Source organism: Formosa sp. F44, assembly GCF_056238645.1.
The window spans coordinates 487,916-507,251 of the sequence record NZ_JBWDLJ010000002.1 but is presented as its reverse complement, the minus strand read 5'-3'; the positions used below and the strand labels follow the sequence as shown (position 1 = coordinate 507,251).

At 34.5% G+C, this 19,336-nt stretch carries 17 protein-coding genes; 5 read left to right on the top strand and 12 right to left on the bottom strand.

Annotation, left to right across the window (positions count from 1 at the left end; genetic code table 11):
* Positions 1-334 precede the first annotated feature (334 nt).
* Both AC0UBM_RS07125 and AC0UBM_RS07120 read left to right on the top strand, forming a co-directional pair.
* The gene (locus AC0UBM_RS07125) at positions 335-1,654 is read left to right on the top strand and encodes a M16 family metallopeptidase (protein ID WP_475688170.1); all 1,320 of its coding nucleotides are present in this window, start codon (positions 335-337) and stop codon (positions 1,652-1,654) included.
* Positions 1,655-1,674: 20 nt separating this feature from the next.
* Positions 1,675-3,744, top strand: coding sequence for a M16 family metallopeptidase (locus AC0UBM_RS07120; RefSeq protein WP_475688169.1), 2,070 nt, complete (start codon positions 1,675-1,677; stop codon positions 3,742-3,744).
* 48 nt (positions 3,745-3,792) lie between these two features.
* On the opposite strand, the gene AC0UBM_RS07115 is transcribed toward AC0UBM_RS07120, so the two are convergent.
* The gene (locus AC0UBM_RS07115; protein ID WP_475688168.1) at positions 3,793-4,668 is read right to left on the bottom strand and encodes a DMT family transporter; all 876 of its coding nucleotides are present in this window, start codon (positions 4,666-4,668) and stop codon (positions 3,793-3,795) included.
* Between the two features lie 92 nt (positions 4,669-4,760).
* Between AC0UBM_RS07115 and AC0UBM_RS07110 the strand changes: the two genes are divergently transcribed.
* Positions 4,761-5,201 carry a heavy-metal-associated domain-containing protein gene (locus tag AC0UBM_RS07110; RefSeq protein ID WP_475688167.1) on the top strand — a complete coding sequence of 147 codons (441 nt, stop codon included), beginning with the start codon at positions 4,761-4,763 and terminating at the stop codon, positions 5,199-5,201.
* Positions 5,202-5,408: 207 nt separating this feature from the next.
* Here AC0UBM_RS07110 and AC0UBM_RS07105 read toward each other — a convergent pair whose 3' ends face one another.
* From AC0UBM_RS07105 to mutY, 6 genes are all read right to left on the bottom strand, one after another.
* On the bottom strand, positions 5,409-6,197 hold the full coding sequence (locus AC0UBM_RS07105) for a transglutaminase-like domain-containing protein (RefSeq protein WP_414035611.1): 789 nt from the start codon (positions 6,195-6,197) through the stop codon (positions 5,409-5,411).
* Positions 6,198-6,442: 245 nt separating this feature from the next.
* Entirely contained in the window at positions 6,443-7,330 is an 888-nt protein-coding gene (locus tag AC0UBM_RS07100) for a dienelactone hydrolase family protein (protein ID WP_475688166.1), read from the bottom strand.
* Positions 7,331-7,527: 197 nt separating this feature from the next.
* Positions 7,528-8,115 carry a gliding motility lipoprotein GldD gene (gldD, locus tag AC0UBM_RS07095; protein ID WP_414035613.1) on the bottom strand — a complete coding sequence of 196 codons (588 nt, stop codon included), beginning with the start codon at positions 8,113-8,115 and terminating at the stop codon, positions 7,528-7,530.
* 1 nt (position 8,116) lies between these two features.
* Positions 8,117-9,421 (bottom strand): gliding motility-associated protein GldE, encoded by a 1,305-nt coding sequence (locus AC0UBM_RS07090; protein WP_475688165.1) that lies wholly within the window; start codon positions 9,419-9,421, stop codon positions 8,117-8,119.
* A 24-nt stretch (positions 9,422-9,445) separates the two neighbouring features.
* Entirely contained in the window at positions 9,446-9,895 is a 450-nt protein-coding gene (locus AC0UBM_RS07085; RefSeq protein WP_475688164.1) for a single-stranded DNA-binding protein, read from the bottom strand.
* A gap of 91 nt (positions 9,896-9,986) precedes the next feature.
* On the bottom strand, positions 9,987-11,027 hold the full coding sequence (gene mutY, locus AC0UBM_RS07080) for an A/G-specific adenine glycosylase (protein ID WP_475688163.1): 1,041 nt from the start codon (positions 11,025-11,027) through the stop codon (positions 9,987-9,989).
* 135 nt (positions 11,028-11,162) lie between these two features.
* On the opposite strand from mutY, the gene AC0UBM_RS07075 reads away from it, so the two are divergent.
* Together AC0UBM_RS07075 and AC0UBM_RS07070 are read left to right on the top strand one after the other, a co-directional pair.
* Positions 11,163-11,456: an HU family DNA-binding protein gene (locus tag AC0UBM_RS07075; RefSeq protein ID WP_038532346.1), complete on the top strand. Its 294-nt coding sequence runs from the start codon at positions 11,163-11,165 to the stop codon at positions 11,454-11,456.
* Positions 11,457-11,826: 370 nt separating this feature from the next.
* Entirely contained in the window at positions 11,827-13,371 is a 1,545-nt protein-coding gene (locus AC0UBM_RS07070) for an Rne/Rng family ribonuclease (protein ID WP_434037427.1), read from the top strand.
* A gap of 70 nt (positions 13,372-13,441) precedes the next feature.
* Here the strand turns inward: AC0UBM_RS07070 and AC0UBM_RS07065 are convergent, their stop codons facing one another.
* From AC0UBM_RS07065 to AC0UBM_RS07045, 5 genes are all read right to left on the bottom strand, one after another.
* A complete protein-coding gene (locus AC0UBM_RS07065) occupies positions 13,442-14,032 on the bottom strand; it encodes a hypothetical protein (RefSeq protein ID WP_475688162.1) in 591 nt (196 codons plus the stop codon).
* A gap of 35 nt (positions 14,033-14,067) precedes the next feature.
* The gene (locus tag AC0UBM_RS07060; protein WP_475688161.1) at positions 14,068-15,105 is read right to left on the bottom strand and encodes an aldo/keto reductase; all 1,038 of its coding nucleotides are present in this window, start codon (positions 15,103-15,105) and stop codon (positions 14,068-14,070) included.
* Between the two features lie 14 nt (positions 15,106-15,119).
* Positions 15,120-17,297: a tetratricopeptide repeat protein gene (locus tag AC0UBM_RS07055; RefSeq protein ID WP_475688160.1), complete on the bottom strand. Its 2,178-nt coding sequence runs from the start codon at positions 17,295-17,297 to the stop codon at positions 15,120-15,122.
* A gap of 154 nt (positions 17,298-17,451) precedes the next feature.
* Entirely contained in the window at positions 17,452-18,414 is a 963-nt protein-coding gene (locus AC0UBM_RS07050) for an OmpA/MotB family protein (protein WP_434037423.1), read from the bottom strand.
* A 27-nt stretch (positions 18,415-18,441) separates the two neighbouring features.
* Positions 18,442-19,203, bottom strand: a complete 762-nt coding sequence (locus AC0UBM_RS07045; RefSeq protein WP_434037422.1) for an exodeoxyribonuclease III — start codon at positions 19,201-19,203, stop codon at positions 18,442-18,444.
* Positions 19,204-19,336 lie beyond the last annotated feature (133 nt).

Genomic DNA, 19,336 nt, shown 5'->3' with positions numbered 1-19,336 from the left:
CTTAACATTAAAACAATTAGCTTTATAAGTCTTTCATTTTCAAACAAGCATTTTATACAAATCGCCCAACACCTTTTACAATAATATCTTTTTTCAAAATATTATTTTCAGAAATTCACAATATTTCAGGGTGATAAATATTTACATCCTAAATATTAATAATACCAATTAAAAAACAGTAACAAAACGCAATTTTATTATATTTTGTGCTAACTATAATTGAGACCTATTTTTTACATGAAATTCTCATTTTATAGTATTCAACTCAAAGTATTACAATTAACCAAAAAAAACAATTCACATTAAAACTAATCACTCAAAACACAAACGCACAATGAAAAAACGCTTATTTACTTTAGCTTCTTTGTTGCTTGTAGGCCATTTGGCAACAGCTCAAAAAGTTGAATTTGAAGAGTACGATTTAGACAACGGACTCCATGTAATTTTACACCAAGACAACACTGCGCCAGTGGTTACAACCTCTGTAATGTACCACGTAGGAGCTAAAGACGAAAATCCGGAACGCACAGGATTTGCTCATTTCTTCGAACATCTTTTATTTGAAGGTACAGAAAACATTGAACGTGGCGAATTCATGAAAATTATTCCTGCTAACGGCGGAAAATTTAATGCCAACACTACAGACGACAGAACGTATTATTACGAAGTCTTCCCTTCTAACAAAGTAGAACTTGGTTTATGGTTGGAGTCTGAACGTTTAATGCATCCTATTATTAACCAAATTGGTGTAGACACACAAAATGAGGTTGTAAAAGAAGAAAAACGCATGCGTGTAGACAATCAACCTTACGGAAAATTCTTAGAAAAAGTTAAGGTTAACTTATTTAAAGAACACCCATACCGATGGACTACAATTGGTGAAATGGAACATTTAGACGCTGCTACTTTAGAAGAATTTCAAGCGTTCAATAAAAAGTTTTACATTCCAAACAATGCCGTTTTGGTTGTGGCAGGAGACATAAACAAGACCGAAGTAAAAAAAATGATTCAAGATTATTTTGGTCCTATTCCAAAAGGAACACCTGTAACGCGAAACTTACCAAAAGAAGCACCAATTACTAAAGAAATTAATGCTAAGGCATACGATAGTAATATCCAAATCCCTGCCATAATTCAAGCCTACAGAACACCATCTTACAAAGACAAAGATTCTTACGTTTTAAATATGATTTCTGAATACTTAAGCGGTGGAAAGTCTTCTAAATTATACAAAAAACTTGTAGACGAAAAAAAGATGGCTATGCAAGTCGGAGCTATGAATATTAGCCAAGAAGATTACAGTTCTTATATTGTTTACGGGCTTCCTTTAGGCGATGTAAAACTTGCCGATTTAACTAAAGAAATCGATGAGGAAATCGTAAAAATTCAAACGAATTTAATTTCAGAAAGAGATCACCAAAAGTTACTTAATCAGTTCGAAAATAGTTTTGTCAACTCAAATTCTAGTGTCGAAGGTATTGCGAGCTCTTTAGCGACTTACTATTTACTTTACGACGATGTGAATTTAATTAATGACGAAATTAATATATACAGATCTATTACTAGAGAAGATATTCAAGCCGTTGCTAAAAAGTATTTAAACCCTAACCAAAGGTTATTACTAGAGTACTTACCAAAAGAAAAGAAGCAATAACAAAAAAGACGTACACAAAAATGAAAACAAAAATATCAGTATTATTAGTCTTGTTTTTAATGTCTGTTGGCGTTCACGCACAAATAGACAGATCTAAACAACCTGAACCAGGACCAGCTCCAAAAATCTCACTAGAAACACCTCAAGAATTCCAGTTAAAAAACGGAATAAAAGTACTTGTTGTAGAAAATCATAAATTACCTAAAGTAACGTACTCATTAACATTAGACAATAAACCCGTTACTGAAGGCAATAAAGCTGGAGTTTCAAGTTTACTTTCAGACATGCTAGGTAACGGAACGACCTCTATCCCTAAAGATGAATTTAACGATGAAATAGATTTCTTAGGTGCAAGATTAGGATTTGGCTCTCAGAGCGCTTACGCCTCTTCTTTAACAAAATACACCGATCGTATTTTAGAATTAATGGCCGATGCCGCTATAAACCCATTACTTACAGAAGAAGAATTTCTAAAAAGTAAAGACCAATTAATTGAAGGTTTAAAATCTGAAGAAAAAAGTGTCGATGCAATTGCCTCTAGAGTAGGATCTGCATTATCTTATGGAAAACATACTGCTTACGGAGAATTTATTACAGAAGAAACCGTGAACAACATCACACTTCAAGATGTTAAAGATTTCTACAACACCTACTTTATTCCAAATAATGCCTATTTAATAGTGGTTGGAGATATCGATTTTAAAACAGCTAAAAAAGCAATCACAAAAGATTTTGGAAAATGGAAAAAAGGTGCCGAAATAAAAACCACACTTCCTGCAGTTACTCCAAACGTAGCTACGACTCAAATAGATTTTGTAGACATGCCTAACGCTGTACAATCTAACATTGTTGTAACTAATAATGTTGATTTAAAAATGAATGACCCTGATTATTTTGCGGCACAAATTGCAAACTACATTTTAGGTGGTGGTGGTGAAGGGTATCTGTTTAAAAACCTTCGTGAAGAACATGCATATACGTATGGTGCTTATTCGTCTCTTAATGACAGTCGCTACAATGGTGCTCGTTTTACCGCTAGCTCTCAAGTAAGAAATGCTGTAACCGATAGTGCTGCTGTTCAGATTTTAAACGAAATCAACAGAATTAAAACAGAACCTGTAGACCCTAAAGATTTAGAAAGTGCTAAAGCCAAATATATAGGAAGCTTTGTAATGGCTTTAGAAAAACCTGAAACCGTGGCAAGATATGCTCTAAATATTAAATTAAACGATCTACCAAGTGACTTTTACGAAACCTATTTAGAAAAAATAAATGCATTAACAGCTACGGATGTACAAAATGCTGCCAACAAATATTTTCAATCTAAGAATTCGCGAATTATAATTGTAGGTAAAGGAAGTGATGTTTTAACTAACCTTGAAAAAATAGGAATTCCTGTTAAATATTACGATGCATACGCGACACCTATAGACAAGCCAAATTACGAAAGTGCTGTTCCAACAGACATCACTGCCGAGCAAGTTCTACAAAACTATTTAACCGCTATTGGTGGTAAAGAAAAATTAGACAAAGTAAATACGTTGGCTATTAAATATGAAGCAGAAGCAATGGGCGCTAAAATAATTGCTGAAGAAAAACGCACCTCTGGAAAATTAGCTCAGAATGTTTTTATGAATGATAATTTAATGATGGCCATGATTGTTACACCAGAAGAAGTCTTTGTAAAACAAGGCGGTGCTAAAAATCCGATCCCTGCAGAAATGGCTACAGACATGAGAATATCTTCTGGTTTATTTATGGAACAAAACATCTTAACCTTAGGTACTGCTAAATTAGCGGGTATCGAAGATATAGAAGGTAGTGAAGCATATAAAATAGAAGTTCCTGGGACAACAGTATCTTACAGCTTATATTACGATAAGGAAACCGGTTTAAAGGTTAAGGAAACTCAAGTAATCAGTATGGGAGGAAAATCTCAAGTTCAAGAATCTTTGCTTAAAGACTATAAAGCTTTTGAAGGCATCTTATTTCCTTCTGTAAAAGAAAGCACACAAATGGGACAACCAATACATGCAAAATTAATGGAAGTTCTTGTAAATTCTGGAGTAACTGACGCTGATTTTCAATAGTTAAATCCGTTTTAAAATTTTAAAACCGAAGTTCACGCTTCGGTTTTTTTATGCTCTTTTATTTGCTAAATACACACCCAACAAAATTGCTAAAGAGGCAAGACCCTGCAACACACTAAATCCTTCGCCATCTAAAAACCCCCAAGTTAAAGCTACTATTGGCATAACATAGGTTACAGACGATGCAAAAACTGGTGTTGAAATTTTAATTAATTTATTGAATAGAACTTTAGCTAAAGCAGTCCCGAAAAAGGACAAAATAAACACATACACTAGTGCCATCTTTAATTCTGGTTTTTGCAAACTAGAAGATTCAAAAAAGCCAGAAAGCAATAATACAATTAGAGCCGGAATTAGAACAACCACATAATTACCTGTAGCAATAGTTAACGGTTTTAAATGTTGTAAATGACTCTTAATAATATTCACATTAAAAGCATACATTACCGTTGCTAAAACAATATATCCAGCGTATAAATAATTCTGATGCGGATTCAAATCGGCACCTTCCATAACCAACAAGGCAGTCCCAATAAAACCTAAAGCGACTCCTAATACTTGCCTTTTAGTAGAAGAAATCTGGAAAACAGCAAATCCAACTAATATGGTTTGAAGAGGTACTAGTGAATTCAAAATTGAAGCAATGGCACTATCTATTTCTGTTTCTGCAATTGCAAACAAAAACGCAGGAATTAACGAACCAAAAACACCCGATAGAGCCACCCATTTCCAAGCCGTTTTATCTATAGTTTTCACATATTTAAAACCTACCGTAAATAAAATCAAGGCTGTAAAAATAGTCCGTAAAGCACCTAACTGAAAAGGCGTTACACCTATTAAGGCTTTTTTCATTAAAATAAAGGAGCTTCCCCAAATTAAAGATAATGTAAACAGATAAGTCCATTTTAAAGTATTTTCACTCATAAGCTTTTTCTAAGTCCACAAAAATGAAACTTTTAACACAGAAAATCACATTAATTATTAAATTTGTCGACACTACAAACACTATAATTCTTATGAAAAATTTCAAAATTCTTTTCACTCTAGTTTTTGTTTCTGTTTTAGCATTTTCATGTAAAGACAAAACAGTAGAGCCAGAAATAAAAACTGTAGAAACAGCTGCTCCGGCAGAAACTGCGACCAAAACATTAGATCCTAATGCAACCTATGCAAAAGCAGAATTTACTATTGAAGGAATGACGTGCCAAATTGGTTGCGCAAATACTATACAGAAAAAATTATCTAAACTTGACGGTATTAAATCTGCAACTGTAGATTTCGAAAAGAAATTAGCAATGGTAGAATACGATGTTGCAAAAGTGACCCCTTCAACTCTTGAAGAAACTGTAGCTAAAACAGGAGATATGTATAGCGTTAAAGACATGAAGACCGTTGAAGAATTTGACACAACAAGTGCAGACGAAACAAACACAGAAGCATCTAAAAAAATGACTTAAACAGGAGACTGTGAAGGCGAATGTACTGGCGAATGTTCTAGTAAATCTGATGCGGTTGCAATGGCTTGCACTGCGGAAAGTAAAGCAGGATGTTGCGCGACAAAAAAAGCTTAAATTTTTAATAGACATAAACTAAAATAGCATCTCGGTCGAGATGCTATTTTAATTTATACCAAACACTTATATATCAGATTAAAGATTATTCGCTTAGTTTTTAATTTGTACCACTGTAATCTGCTGTTGTATAATATCAATTTCAGGTCCAAATTGAGTAAAGATAGCCACATCTGAAGCATCTAAACCATACCCAACAGACACATAGCCTCCTTTTGCTCCGGTTTGAGTAGCATCAAAAACATACCAACGTCCGCCAACATAAGCCTCAAACCACGCATGCATATCCATTGGTTTTAAATCGTGTAAATACCCTACAACCATTCGGGCAGGAATACTTAAACTTCTACACAGGGCAATCCCTAAATGTGCCAAATCTCGACAAACACCAGAACCTTTCTTATTCACTTCTATAGCCGACATTGGGTATTCACTACTACCAGGAATATAACTAATGGTTTTACGTAACCAATCTTCTATAGCCAGCACTTGTTGATATCCTGGAAGTTTCCCACTAGTTATAGTATTAGCCATATCATTAAAACGATCGGACTCACAATAACGACTAGGCGATAAAAAGCAAAGCACATTATTAGGCAAGTTTTGTATTTCTACAAAAGGTGCATAAAGATCTACATCTACAAATTCTGAAGTTTGCACATCCGAGGTGGTATGAATTCTAAAATCTCCTAACGGAGCAATAAGGCGCTGACAAAGATTGCCGTAGCCATCTGTGAATTCTATAATAGGTACATTTGGAAATAGTTTAAATTCATCGTGCTCAATCCACTGTTCTTCCCCACTACGAGGACGTAACATTAAAATAAACGGTGTAGGCGTTTTTATAGTAAAAGCTAAATCACAACTAATCCGTAACCACATACGCGTATCTTATTTCTTTTATTTCATTTCCTAAATTGGAAACCCTTAAATATAAATCAATTACAGTAGAAATGTTGTTCGTTATATCTTTTAATTATACTATAAATCTGATTAAACAACAATTAAGCCACCTCTTTTCTCTGTTTTTCACAAATAGGAGAATGTGCCATAAACGTAGATTACCCAATTTTAATAAACAAAAATAGCACCTCGTTAAAGATGCTTGTATTTATATTTAAATAAAACTATGTTAGATTATCCTTAAAAAAATCGATTGTTCTGCTCCAAGATAGACTTGCTGCAGCGTCGTCGTAACGCGGTGTTGTATTGTTATGAAATCCGTGATTTACCTCTGGGTAGATAAAAGCTTCATAAAATTTATTATTTTCTTTAAGCGCCTCTTCATAAGTAGGCCAACCTGCATTAACACGCTTGTCTAACTCTGCAAAATGAAACATCAATGGCGCATTCACTTCTGAGGCGTCTTCGGCATCCGGCTGACTCCCATAATACGGCACCGCGGCACCCAAATCGGGAACACGAACAGCCATCATATTAGATATCCATCCACCAAAACAAAAGCCAACAACTCCAATTTTACCAGAACATTGCTCATGATTCTTAAGATAATTAAAGGCCGCTATAAAATCTTCTAACATCTCATTCTTATCCCGTTTCTTTTGCATTTCTCTCCCTTCATCATCATTACCAGGATAACCACCAAGCGGTGTTAATGCATCGGGAGCAATAGATATAAAACCTTCTAAGGCAGCACGCCGTCCTACGTCTTCTATATACGGATTTAAACCTCTATTTTCATGAACCACAATAATCCCCGGCAATTTATCTGTAACCGTTTCTGGAGTCGAGAGCAACGCTTTTATACCTCCACCTCCTCGTGGTGAATTATAGGTAATATATTTAGAATCTAGACGCGTATCGTCTTTACTAACTAAAATGTGGTCGACATAATTCGGAGAAATAAAACTAAGCAGAGAGGACATGGTAATACCCCCTACAGCATAAAGTGATAGCTTCTTTAAGAATTGACGCCTTTCAATTTTATTATGGGCATAATCGTCATATAAATCAAAAACCTCCTGATTTATATCTTCTTTCTTTAGTTTTTTCATCCCCTTAAATTAATGATTTTTTTGAAATCTAAAATAAAATGATTTTCTAATTCATACAAAACCAATTCATAATGGACAACATGAGTAATTTAAAGAAGTTAAAACCAACTAAAACGCATCACAATCTCCAGCAGACGTTTTGCTTGGAATACAACAAAGAATAGAAAAAAAGCGATATAAAAAAAGGAGTGAAAGAACTATTTCCAAGTCACCGATTCCATAATCTGCTTTATATCCTTTTCAAGATATTTAGCTGCCGGTAAAATAGAATCGTAGTTTGGTTTTGCATAGAAATACAACGAACCCGTTAGGAAGTGCTTAACGCTATCGGTTACATAAAACTGAGATTGAGACGCAGCGTTCCCTCCTACTTCATAAAACATACCGTACACTTTACGATCTTCGTTTATGTAAACTTGTTCAATAATTTCGTCGGCTTTAATGGTATGCTTCTGCGTAAAATTTTGCGCATCTCGCATAAATTCCATCAAATTTTTGGAGTCTTTATTTATGTTTTTATACGTTAAAAATATAGTTCCCTTTAAATTAGAATAGGTAATATTTACACCATAATTATCTGCGCCCGCCATTTTTTTTACGCCAACCTGAGTTGCAAATTTATTCTTTTGAAAGGTAAACGGAACATCTAAATTAACGTTGCTATAGTTCGCTTCCGGATAACTCAGTCTTAAATACGCATTGGGTTTTGGCGTAGGATCTTCTGCACAAGATGCTACTAAAATAAGGGATAAAAGCAAAAAACTATTTTGAATGTATTTTAACATATTAGGATACGGTAACTTTTACGCGTTTTATGCGTTTGTTATCTAAGGCTTCCACTGTAAACAGATAATTTTCAAAATGTATCTTAGCATTTAATTTAGGAAAAGCACCTGAATGCTCTAACACAAATCCTGCTATGGTTTCTGCTTCACCTTTTTTTTGTTCAAAGACAGTATCGTCTTCAACTTTAATAATTTTATAAAAATCTTTCAGTGGTGTTTTACCTTCGAACACAAAATTATGATCGTCTAATTTCGAATAAATTAAATCCTCATCATCATATTCGTCGCTAATTTCACCTACAATTTCTTCTATAATATCTTCTAAAGAGATTAAGCCAGAAGTTCCGCCATATTCATCTACAACGACTGCTAAATGCACTTTTTTCTCTTGAAACTCCGACATTAAATCATCCAGTTTTTTATTCTCAGGAACAAAAAACGGTTCACGTATTAAGGCATTCCAATCGAATTGTTTTCTATCTACATAAGGCAGTAAATCTTTAACGTAAAGAATACCTTTTATATTATCTATATTATCTGCGTAAACTGGAATTCGAGAATAGCCATTTGCAACAATCTCAGGAATAATTTCAGGATATTTTAAATTTTCGTTCAGCGCAAAAATATCTATCCGTGGTCGCATAACCTGTTTGGTATCGGTATTTCCAAAAGAGACAATTCCTTTTAAAATTTTATGCTCTTCCTTAGAAGTATCTTCTTCGCTGGTTAACTCTAATGCTTGCGACAGTTGATCGACACTTAAATTAGATTTTTGCTTTCCTAATTTATCATGAATTGCTAATGTAATACTTCGCATTGGCAAACTTAAAGGCGCGAATAAAAAGTCCATAACCTGAAGAGGAACAGCCATAAATGTAGCAAATTTCATTTTATTTCTACTCGCGTAAATTTTTGGTAAAATTTCTCCGAATAGTAAAATTAAGAAGGTTACTAGTACCACCTCAACAACAAAACGAACCACTTCTGAAGTCACACCACTAAAGAGAATATCGCTTAAATACGCGAAGAGAATAACAATACCAATATTTATAAAGTTATTCGCAACAAGAATGGTTGCCAGTAATTTCTTAGGGCGTTCTAACAATTTAGCAATAACCTGTATGGCTTTAGAATCGTTTTCTATGCCTTCGTCAATATCGGTTACAGTTAAAGAAAAGAGAGCTACTTCCGCTCCAGAGATTAGTGCAGAACAAATAAGTAAAACACATAAAAGGACAATCCCAAAGACTAACGGGACATTAATCATGGAAATCAGGGCTAAAATACTCGAGGGGTCGGGGTCCAATGGAAATTAAAATTAGTTAAACAATTAAAATGGCAAATCGTCTTCTGCTTCTTTAGTTGCATTTTGACTTGCTGTCGGTTTATTTTCTGTGGGAGTTGTAGCTTGCGAAGATTGCTCTGCATTTGCCCCACTTTCTTTTTTAGTTGATAAAAAGGTAAAATCCGTGCACTGTATCTCGGTAGAGTAACGTTCTTGTCCTGATTCGTCTGTCCATTTTCTGGTTTTAAGACGACCTTCGGCATAGATTTTATCTCCTTTACTTAAATACTTTTCGCAAATTTCTGCTCCTTTGTTACGCACAACAATATTATGCCATTCTGTGTTTGTAACGCGTTCGTTAGTCTGCTTACTCACATAGGTCTCGTTAGTGGCCAAAGGAAAACGCCCTACACAACCACCTCCTTCGAAGTAGTGCATTTTAACATCATCTCCTAAATGCCCTATAAGCATTACTTTATTTAACGTACCAGCCATAAATTATTATATTACGAACTGCAAAATTACACTTTGTAGTTCAACTTTTTTAAATTTAATAAAAAAATTATGAGATATAAATTAATAAAGGTTAAAAATTAAAGTCTTCAATAAAATTTCCAATTAAAATAGGAACGGGGAAATCTTCCACCTCAGACACAGGTATTTCGCCTGCTAAATTTGCATCGACCTCAACGATCCAGAATTGGGTATATAAATGCTGATGTGACAATTTATGAACAATTTCGTCTTTATTATATAAAGACACTTCAAAAGTTTTACCTTCTAAAAGCTCAAACTGCTCCAGTTCCTGCTGAAGTTGTTTAGATGTTAACGCTTTTTCCGATTCTATTAAAGGAAACTGATACAAGTTTTGCCAAATCCCTTTTCCTTGACGTTGCTCTAAAATGGTAGTCTGACTAGGTGTTAGAAATACTAAAAAATTAAAATACTTTTTAGAAACTTTGGCTGCTTTAATTTTAACTGGTAATTCTGAAATCACATCCTTACCGTACGCATAACAACTAGAATTAAACGGACAGACAGTACAATCAGGACTTTTAGGCTTACACTGTATGGCACCAAACTCCATTACCGCCTGATTAAACGTAGCCGGATCTTTTTTATCTATTAATTCCTGAGCAAGAGCTTTAAACTCTTTGGCTCCTTTAGAAGAATTAATAGGTGTATATATCCCAAAATAACGCGACAATAATCTGTACACATTACCATCTACCACAGCAGACACTTCGTTATAGCAAATAGAAGCAATAGCACTTGCTGTATAATCGCCCACACCTTTAAGTTTTAGCAAGTCTTTATAATTTGATGGAAAGACACCATTTAAGTCTTCTACCACATATTTTGCTGCTGCATGTAAGTTTCTAGCCCTAGAATAATACCCTAAACCTTGCCAAAGTTTTAATATTTCGGCTTCATTTGCGTTTGCTAAATCGAAAACAGTAGGAAATACCGATACAAAATCTTGATAATATGGTAACCCTTGCTTAATTTGAGTTTGCTGTAAAATTATTTCTGACAACCATATGTAATACGGATTAGTTGTCTGTCTCCAAGGAAGTTGACGCTTATTTACTGAATACCAATCTGTTAAGATTTTACTAAAAGTCATATATTAAAATTAGGCGTGACAAAAATAATCGTTTATAATCTTAAATTTTAATGAATTAGGTTTGAAATATTGAATATTAAATGACTATATTTGCATCCCTTTATAATTAATTGATAACTTTAAACATAATAAATAATGACTAAGGCTGATTTAGTAGCGAAAATTTCTGAGAAATTAGGAATCGAGAAAGGTGACGTTCAGGCGACTGTGGAAACATTCATGGAAGAGGTAAAAACATCTTTAGAAGCTGGTGATAACGTATATTTAAGAGGTTTTGGTAGTTTTATCATCAAAACTAGAGCTGAAAAAACGGGTAGAAATATTTCTAAGAATACTACTATTAAAATTCCTGCACACAACATTCCTGCATTTAAACCTGCAAAAGTATTTGTAGAAGGTGTAAAAACCAATGTAGACGTTAAAGAATAACAAAAAACTAAATATTAACCTAAAAAAGACAGATCTATGCCAAGTGGTAAGAAACGTAAAAGACATAAGGTAGCGACGCATAAGCGTAAGAAACGTAGACGCGCTAATCGTCACAAAAAGAAAAAATAATCCCAAAAAGTAGTTTTATAACTACTTTTTTGGTTTTTATCAAATTGTTCTTTGACATGAGTTTCCCCGCGATATACCTTTCGCAAAAAAAGGAAACTCCACAGATTAAATCCTGTGAAAAAATAATGTATAATCCATCTGTACAGTTTGGTTTGAAGTATTAAGTTTAAGGTTGAAAATTTATTTTTTCAGCTTTAAACTTTAAATTTCAAACTTAATAGTATGGATATAAATTAACGAAATGGATAAAGAATTGATCGTAAGATCTAATCCCCAACATGTTGATTTTGCCTTATTAAAAGATGGAAAACTTATTGAATTACATAAAGACGAAGGAGGGAATAACTTTTCTGTTGGTGACGTGTTTATCGCCAAAATAAGAAAAACTGTTCCAGGACTAAACGCTGCTTTTGTAAACGTAGGCTACGAAAAAGATGCCTTTTTACACTATCACGATTTGGGACCTAAACTTCCTTCACTTTTAAAATTCACAAAGAGTGTAAGCACAGGTAAACTAAAAGATTTCTTTTTAAAAGATTTTCCTTTTGAAAAAGAGATTGATAAGAATGGAAGCGTCGTAGACGCCTTAAAATCTAATCAATCATTACTCGTACAAATTGTAAAAGAACCCATCTCTACCAAAGGCCCTAGAATAAGCTCAGAGCTTTCTATTGCTGGTAGATATATTGTTCTTGTTCCTTTTTCCGATCGTATTTCAATATCACAAAAAATTGAAGACAAAGCAGAAAAAGACCGCCTAAAGCGTCTGGTTAAAAGCATTACGCCTCCAGGTTTTGGGATTATTGTTCGTACAGTAGCAGAAGGCAAGAAAGTTGCCGAATTAGATAAAGACTTGCAAAATTTGCTTGGTCGTTGGACCGCAATGTGTAAGAAACTTAACAAAGCACATCACCCTAGTAAAGTTTTAGGAGAATTAAACAAAGCCTCGTCTATATTACGAGATATTTTTAACGACACCTTTACAAGCATACAGGTTGATGATGAAGAACTTTATCACCAAATTAAAGACTATGTGCAACTTATTGCACCTAACAAAGAATCAATAGTCAAATTGTATCAGTCTAATGTTCCTATTTTTGAAAAATTTGGAGTAGAAAGACAAATTAAAACGTCGTTTGGAAAAACGGTTTCTATGGCAAAAGGCGCCTACTTGGTAGTAGAACACACCGAAGCCCTGCATGTTGTAGATGTTAACAGCGGTAACCGCTCTAACAAAGCCAATTCTCAAGAAGACACAGCATTAGAAGTCAATATGATAGCCGCCCAAGAGATTGCGAGACAACTTCGTCTGCGCGACATGGGAGGTATTATAGTTGTCGACTTTATAGACATGACCAATGCTGAAAACAGAAAGACACTCTACAATTACCTTCGTGATGAAATGAAGGATGATAGAGCGAAACACAAAATATTACCTCCAAGTAAATTTGGGTTGATACAAATTACAAGACAGCGTGTTCGTCCAGAAATGAACATAAAAACCCGTGAAGATAACCCAAACGGTGTTCAAGGCGAAGAAGTTGAAGCACCAATAGTATTGGTACAAAAAATAACGCAAGAACTTGAGCGACTATTAAAAAAAGACTATAAAAAGATCGTTTTAAACACACATCCTTTTATAGCAGCCTTTTTAACAACAGGCTTCCCATCCATACGTTCAAAATGGTTTATTGAACACAAAAAATGGGTAAAAATTATGCCCAGAGATGCTTACACATATCTAGAATACCACTTTTTTGATAAAGATGGTAATCAAATCAACTAATAGAAAAGCCTTACTTATTTAAAGTAAGGCTTTTTTTATGCGGTAAAATAAGATCTAAATTAAATCAAACTTATTTAATTAATTTAGAAAGCTTGTATTCTATTTTCTTTTCCTCGTATTCCTTTTCATTGATTAACTTAGAATTAAGTAACCAATTTAATTGATTCATAAAGGTGTCTTCTGGAATATCCGAATCTACTCTAGAGTATTTTTGTCGTAATTTATCTTTAGACAAGGCTATTAATGTATTCACAAAAGCTTCTACCTCTTCTCGGGAAGGCGAATCCAAAAAAAACTTTAAATTAGAATACCCTCCATTTAAAATTAGCAAATTATTAAGCGGTGCCTTAAAACACGTTATCCCTAATACTAAAGAAAATAAGCCAGCCCAAATTAACCCGTCGAATTCTCCGTTTAAATTATCTTCAACAAAAAAAGCAATCCAACTCGTTAGTGCTATTAAAATAAAGCAACTACCTACAATTCGTAGTCCGTTTCTAGAATGTGCTTCTATAATTTTTTGATGTCCAATAGATTCTATATCTACAGTCCATTCTTTAGAATTTAGAAAATTTTTCTCTTTAATTAATAATTCGCTATCATTAATCAATTCAAACTCCTGAGTTCTAGAGCCTCTCTTTTGAAGCAATTTCAACTCCATACAAATTTAAAACACATCTTCTAAACGTTCAATAATTAAGTTGCTGGATTAGGGATATCTTCATGTATCTTATTAATTTCAGCAATAATCTCATCTGTTAAATCCACCTCAATACTAGCAATATTTTCTTTTAGTTGTTCCATCTTCGATGCTCCAATTATATTACTAGTTACAAAGGGTTGTTGGGTTACAAATGCTAAAGACATTTGAGCCAAACTTAAGCCATGATCTTTTGCTACTTGTAAATATTGTGTTACAGCTTTAGTACAATTCACACTACTATAACGTGAAAAACGCGGATATAAATTTAACCTCGAGTTTTCATTTGCCAAACCTTCTACATACTTACCAGACAACACTCCAAATGCCATTGGCGAATAGGCTAAAAGTCCTAGACCTTCTCGCATAGCTATTTCTGCTAAATCAGTTTCGAAACCTCTGTTTATTAGCGAATACGAATTCTGAATGGTTTTCATTCTAGGCTTCGCATTATATTTAGACTCTTCTAAATAGCGCATTGCTCCCCAAGCTTTCTCATTGGATATTCCAATATTACGGATTTTCCCCGCCTGAATGGCTTTATCTAGACTGTTTAAGACCTCGTTAAAATTATCTTCCCAAGGATCGTTCGGATTGTGTTTATAATCGCGTGTTCCAAAAAAATTAGATTCACGTTCCGGCCAATGTAATTGAAACAAGTCTATATAATCTGTCTGCAAGCGTTTTAAGCTATTCTCTATAGCACTTTCAATCGCTTCTGGCGCAAACCCATTTGTTCTAATATGTGCCGTATAATCGCCTGTTCCTGCAATTTTGGAAGCCAAAACAATATCTTCTCGTTTTCCTGTCTGTTTTAACCATTTTCCAATAATACGTTCGGTTTCTGCATACGTCGATTCTTGTGCTGGCACAGGATATAATTCGGCCGTGTCAAAGAAATTTATGCCTTGTTCTACAGCATAATTCATTTGCTCGAATCCTTCTTCTTGCGTATTCTGATTTCCCCAAGTCATGGTTCCTAAACAGAGTTTGCTAACCTTAATATCTGAATGAGGTAATGTTGTATATTTCATTTTGAACTTTCCCGTTATATGTTGTTTTGATTTGCTTGAATAGCCTGCATGATACGATTACTGTCTTCCATTTTACCTTGTCCTTGGTAAACTAAAGCAAGTAAATACTGATAATCCTGATCGGTTGGATATATTTTTAATGCTTTTAATATATAGTGTTCAGCATCTGCAAACTTTTTATTTTGGTAATAGAATGTCGCTAAATTATACATAGAGCGCGTATCCTGAGGATCTAATTTTATAGCTTGTTTTAAATCGGAAACCGCGGCATCATTTTCTTTTAATTCAAAATTTAAAAGAGCTCGTAAATAATATGCGCGTCCTGCTTTTGGTTCTTTACGTAACCAAATATTTAAAGTCTCTAAGGCAGAAGAAGCGTTTCCTTTTAAACTGTAAGATGTGGCTAAGTTAGAATATACGGGTAATAACAAACTATCTTTCTTTAAGGCTAATTTGTAGTTAGCAATCGCGTTATCTACATCGTTATTCTGAAGATAATAATCGCCTAACTGAAGGCGTCCAGAGGCAAAATCTGCGTTCGTAAACATCATCGTTTCCAATTCGTGCCTCGCCTTACTATATTCTGACTGATTTATTGTGGCTAATGCCTGAGAATCTATACCCGTTAATAATTGTACAGCTCCAATTCTAACTACTCGTGTTGTATCGCTTAAATGTTTTTGAGCAATAGCAATACGATCTTGCGGATTCATATTTCTAAATCTCTGAAGTGCATTAAATCGAACCATTGGAGAAGGATCGTCTAAACTTTTAATTAAGGCATCGACATGTTCTTGACTACTTATTTCTAAGCCGGCAATTACCGTAGATCTTGCAATGGCAGGATAATTTAAATTATTAATAAACGTATCTAATCCTTTACGCTCTTGAACGCTTATAGTCGATTTATTACTGATTAATAATTGATCTGAATAATGATCTGCACGATCAGGACCATACCAATCTACAACCTGATCTGCCGCCCATTGGTCTGATTTATCTTGATGACATTGCGTACATGCGTTTGGAGTACCATACTCGACACTTTGATCTGGTCTTGGCACTCTAAAACTATGATCTCGTCTAAAATCGTTCCCCATATAAACAGCACCGGTCATGTGACAGTTTACACATTGCGATCCATCTGTTTCGCGTTGATGAAAGTGATGACTAGGCTGATCGTATTCTGTACCGTGGCATTGAATACAAGCTGCATTCCCAGGAAATTTAATTTTTAAAGTATGTGGATCATGACAATCCGAACACTTTACACCTTCGTGGTACATTTTACTTTGAAGAAAAGAACCATATACATAATCTTCATCTTCAATTTGTCCGTCTCCATGATACAAATCGTTAGAGATATTAGACAGTAAATACTGATCTTCAAAATGAGTCCCTGGAATCATTTTTTCGGTTAATCGTGAACGTCTTGCATGGCAAGGTGCACACATATTCATCTGACTAAACTGAGAGTTACCAGGTATAATATATGTGTTTTCTGTATGCGTACTATCTTGCACATTTTCTGCCCAATACACATGGCGTTCGGCGGGACCATGGCAACTTTCGCAACTCACATTAATTATAGAATAAGAAGTATTATAAGTATCGGTATCTACATTGTAATCTTTTTCTAGGTTTGTAGAATGACATTCGGCACACATGGTATTCCAATTCTGGGCTGTTTCTGTCCAGTGCAACCAATCGTGCGGATCGATTTCATCGCCATTATATTGGTGAAACCAAACCTTTTTTTCTGTATCCCAAGTTACACGAAGCACTTGTTTTCTTCCTCTGTCAAAATCTATTAAATATTGCTGAAGCGGTCTAACCCCAAAGGCATATGCAATTTCATAGTCGGCTTCACTACCATCAATTTCTTTTACATGTACCATAAATTTATCATCTGCTTTTGTAAAATGATAAGACACACCATCGATTATGGTTTTAACATCATTAAAATCACCTAGAATAGTAGAATCATTAGCAATTTGCATGGCTAAATCATGGTCAGAACCTGTCCAATCATCGTACACTCCTTTATGACACTCCATACATTGGGAATCTCCAACAAAACCATCTCTATGTTGTAATTTAAAATCTTCTACAGCAACATAATCTGATTGTTTGGTTTTAGAATTACAGGCCGAAAGAATGACCAGACAGAAAACCCAAAAAACATGCTTCATACTCTTTATAAATGTGAAATTAACTGAAGCTACTAAGTTAAAATTAATTTCAACCAAGAAGAAAAAAATAAACGCTAAATGTCTGTATAATTAATATAAATTACACGGAACTATTTAGCGTTTATCTGTAAACACATTGAGAGTTGAAGCGCTCTTAGATATCGTTTAAAAGTTTAGATATCTCGTCTAACTTAGGTGTTAAAATAACTTCTATCCTTCTATTCTTAGCACGACCTTCCGAAGTTGAATTTGAGGCAATTGGCGCAAACTCACCTCGACCTGCTGCGGTTAAACTTTCTGGATTTATTTCTTTATTTTCTTGTAAAATATTCACAATTGCAGTAGCTCGTTTTGTAGACAGATCCCAGTTTCCCGATAATTGACCACTACCTTTGTAAGGCACATCGTCTGTATGTCCTTCAATAAGTACAGCTATATCCGGATTTAACGACAATACATTCCCTAACTGATTTACAGCTCTTCGGCCTTCGGCACCTACCGCCCAACTTCCTGAACTAAACAACAGTTTATTCTCCATAGAGATATAAACTTTTCCGTCGCGTTGCTCCACCGTTAAACCTTTCCCTTCAAAATCTGTTAAAGCTCTAGAAATAGCATCTTTTAAAGCCTTCATACTAGCATCTTTCTGTGCAATGACACGCTCTAATTCTGCTACACGGGCAGATCGTGATTCTAACTGCGACTTTAATTCTTCTAATCGCGTATTCTCTGCCGCTAATGCTTGTTCTTTTGCTTCTAATTGAGCCAATAATTCTCTGTTTTGTTGCACATTTTGCGCAATCGCAGCCGAACTATTTTTCTCTAAAGCATCGTAAGAGTTTTGTAAATGATCGTTATTAGCTTTTAAAGCATCATACTCACTTTGCAGACGATCTCGCTTCACTACAGTATCGTCATAATTTTTTTGCAATGCACTTAATTCGTTTTCCAATTGGGTTTTGGCGGCAGATAATTCCGAATTTTCATCCATTAAAGATTGATTTTCTTTCTTTAGTGCTTCATGCCTAGTTTCTAAATCTTTATAAACTCTAGGTGCTACGCAAGATGTTGTAGCAACCACTATTGATAATGCCGATAAAAATAATTTAAAATTCATACGATAAAGATTATAGGTTAATTATAACTATTCTATTTCTACTAAAATCGGACAGTGATCGCTATGCTTTGCTTCCGGCAAAATAACAGCACGCTTCAATCTGTTTTCCAAAGGATTCGCAACCAAGCAATAATCTATACGCCAACCTTTATTATTATTTCTAGCGTTTGCACGGTAACTCCACCAACTGTAATGATCCGGTTCTGAATTGAAATATCTAAACGAATCAATAAATCCGCTATCCATAAACGTACCAATCCACTCTCGCTCTACTGGCAAAAATCCAGATACTTTTTTATTTCTAACTGGATCGTGAATATCGATAGCTTCGTGACAAATATTATAATCGCCACAAATAACCAAGTTTGGAATGTCTTGCTTTAATTCGGTAATATAGTCCTGAAACATGGCCATATACTCGAATTTATGTTCTAAACGCGCCAAATTTGTTCCCGACGGCAAGTATAAACTCATTACAGAAACATCGTCAAAATCGGCACGAATATTACGTCCTTCGAAATCCATAGACTCAATTCCTGTGCCAAATTCTACATGGTTTGGTTTTATTTTACTCAGTATAGCAACACCGCTATATCCTTTCTTTTGAGCGCTATACCAGTAATTATAGAGATATCCTGCTTCAGTAAAAATTTCTAAATCTAATTGGTCTTCGTTGGCCTTAATTTCCTGCAAACAGATCACATCTGGATTTGCACTTTTTAACCAATCTATAAATCCTTTTTTTAAGGCGGCACGAATACCATTTACATTGTAAGAGATTATCTTCATTTTTACTGTTTTATTGCGCGTTTGTATCAATATTTAAACGCTTTTTGCGTTAATTAAATTCGGTGCGCTTATTTTTTATAGAATTTCAGCTAAATTAAATAATACGTTACTTTTACACTATTAATTTAGTGAC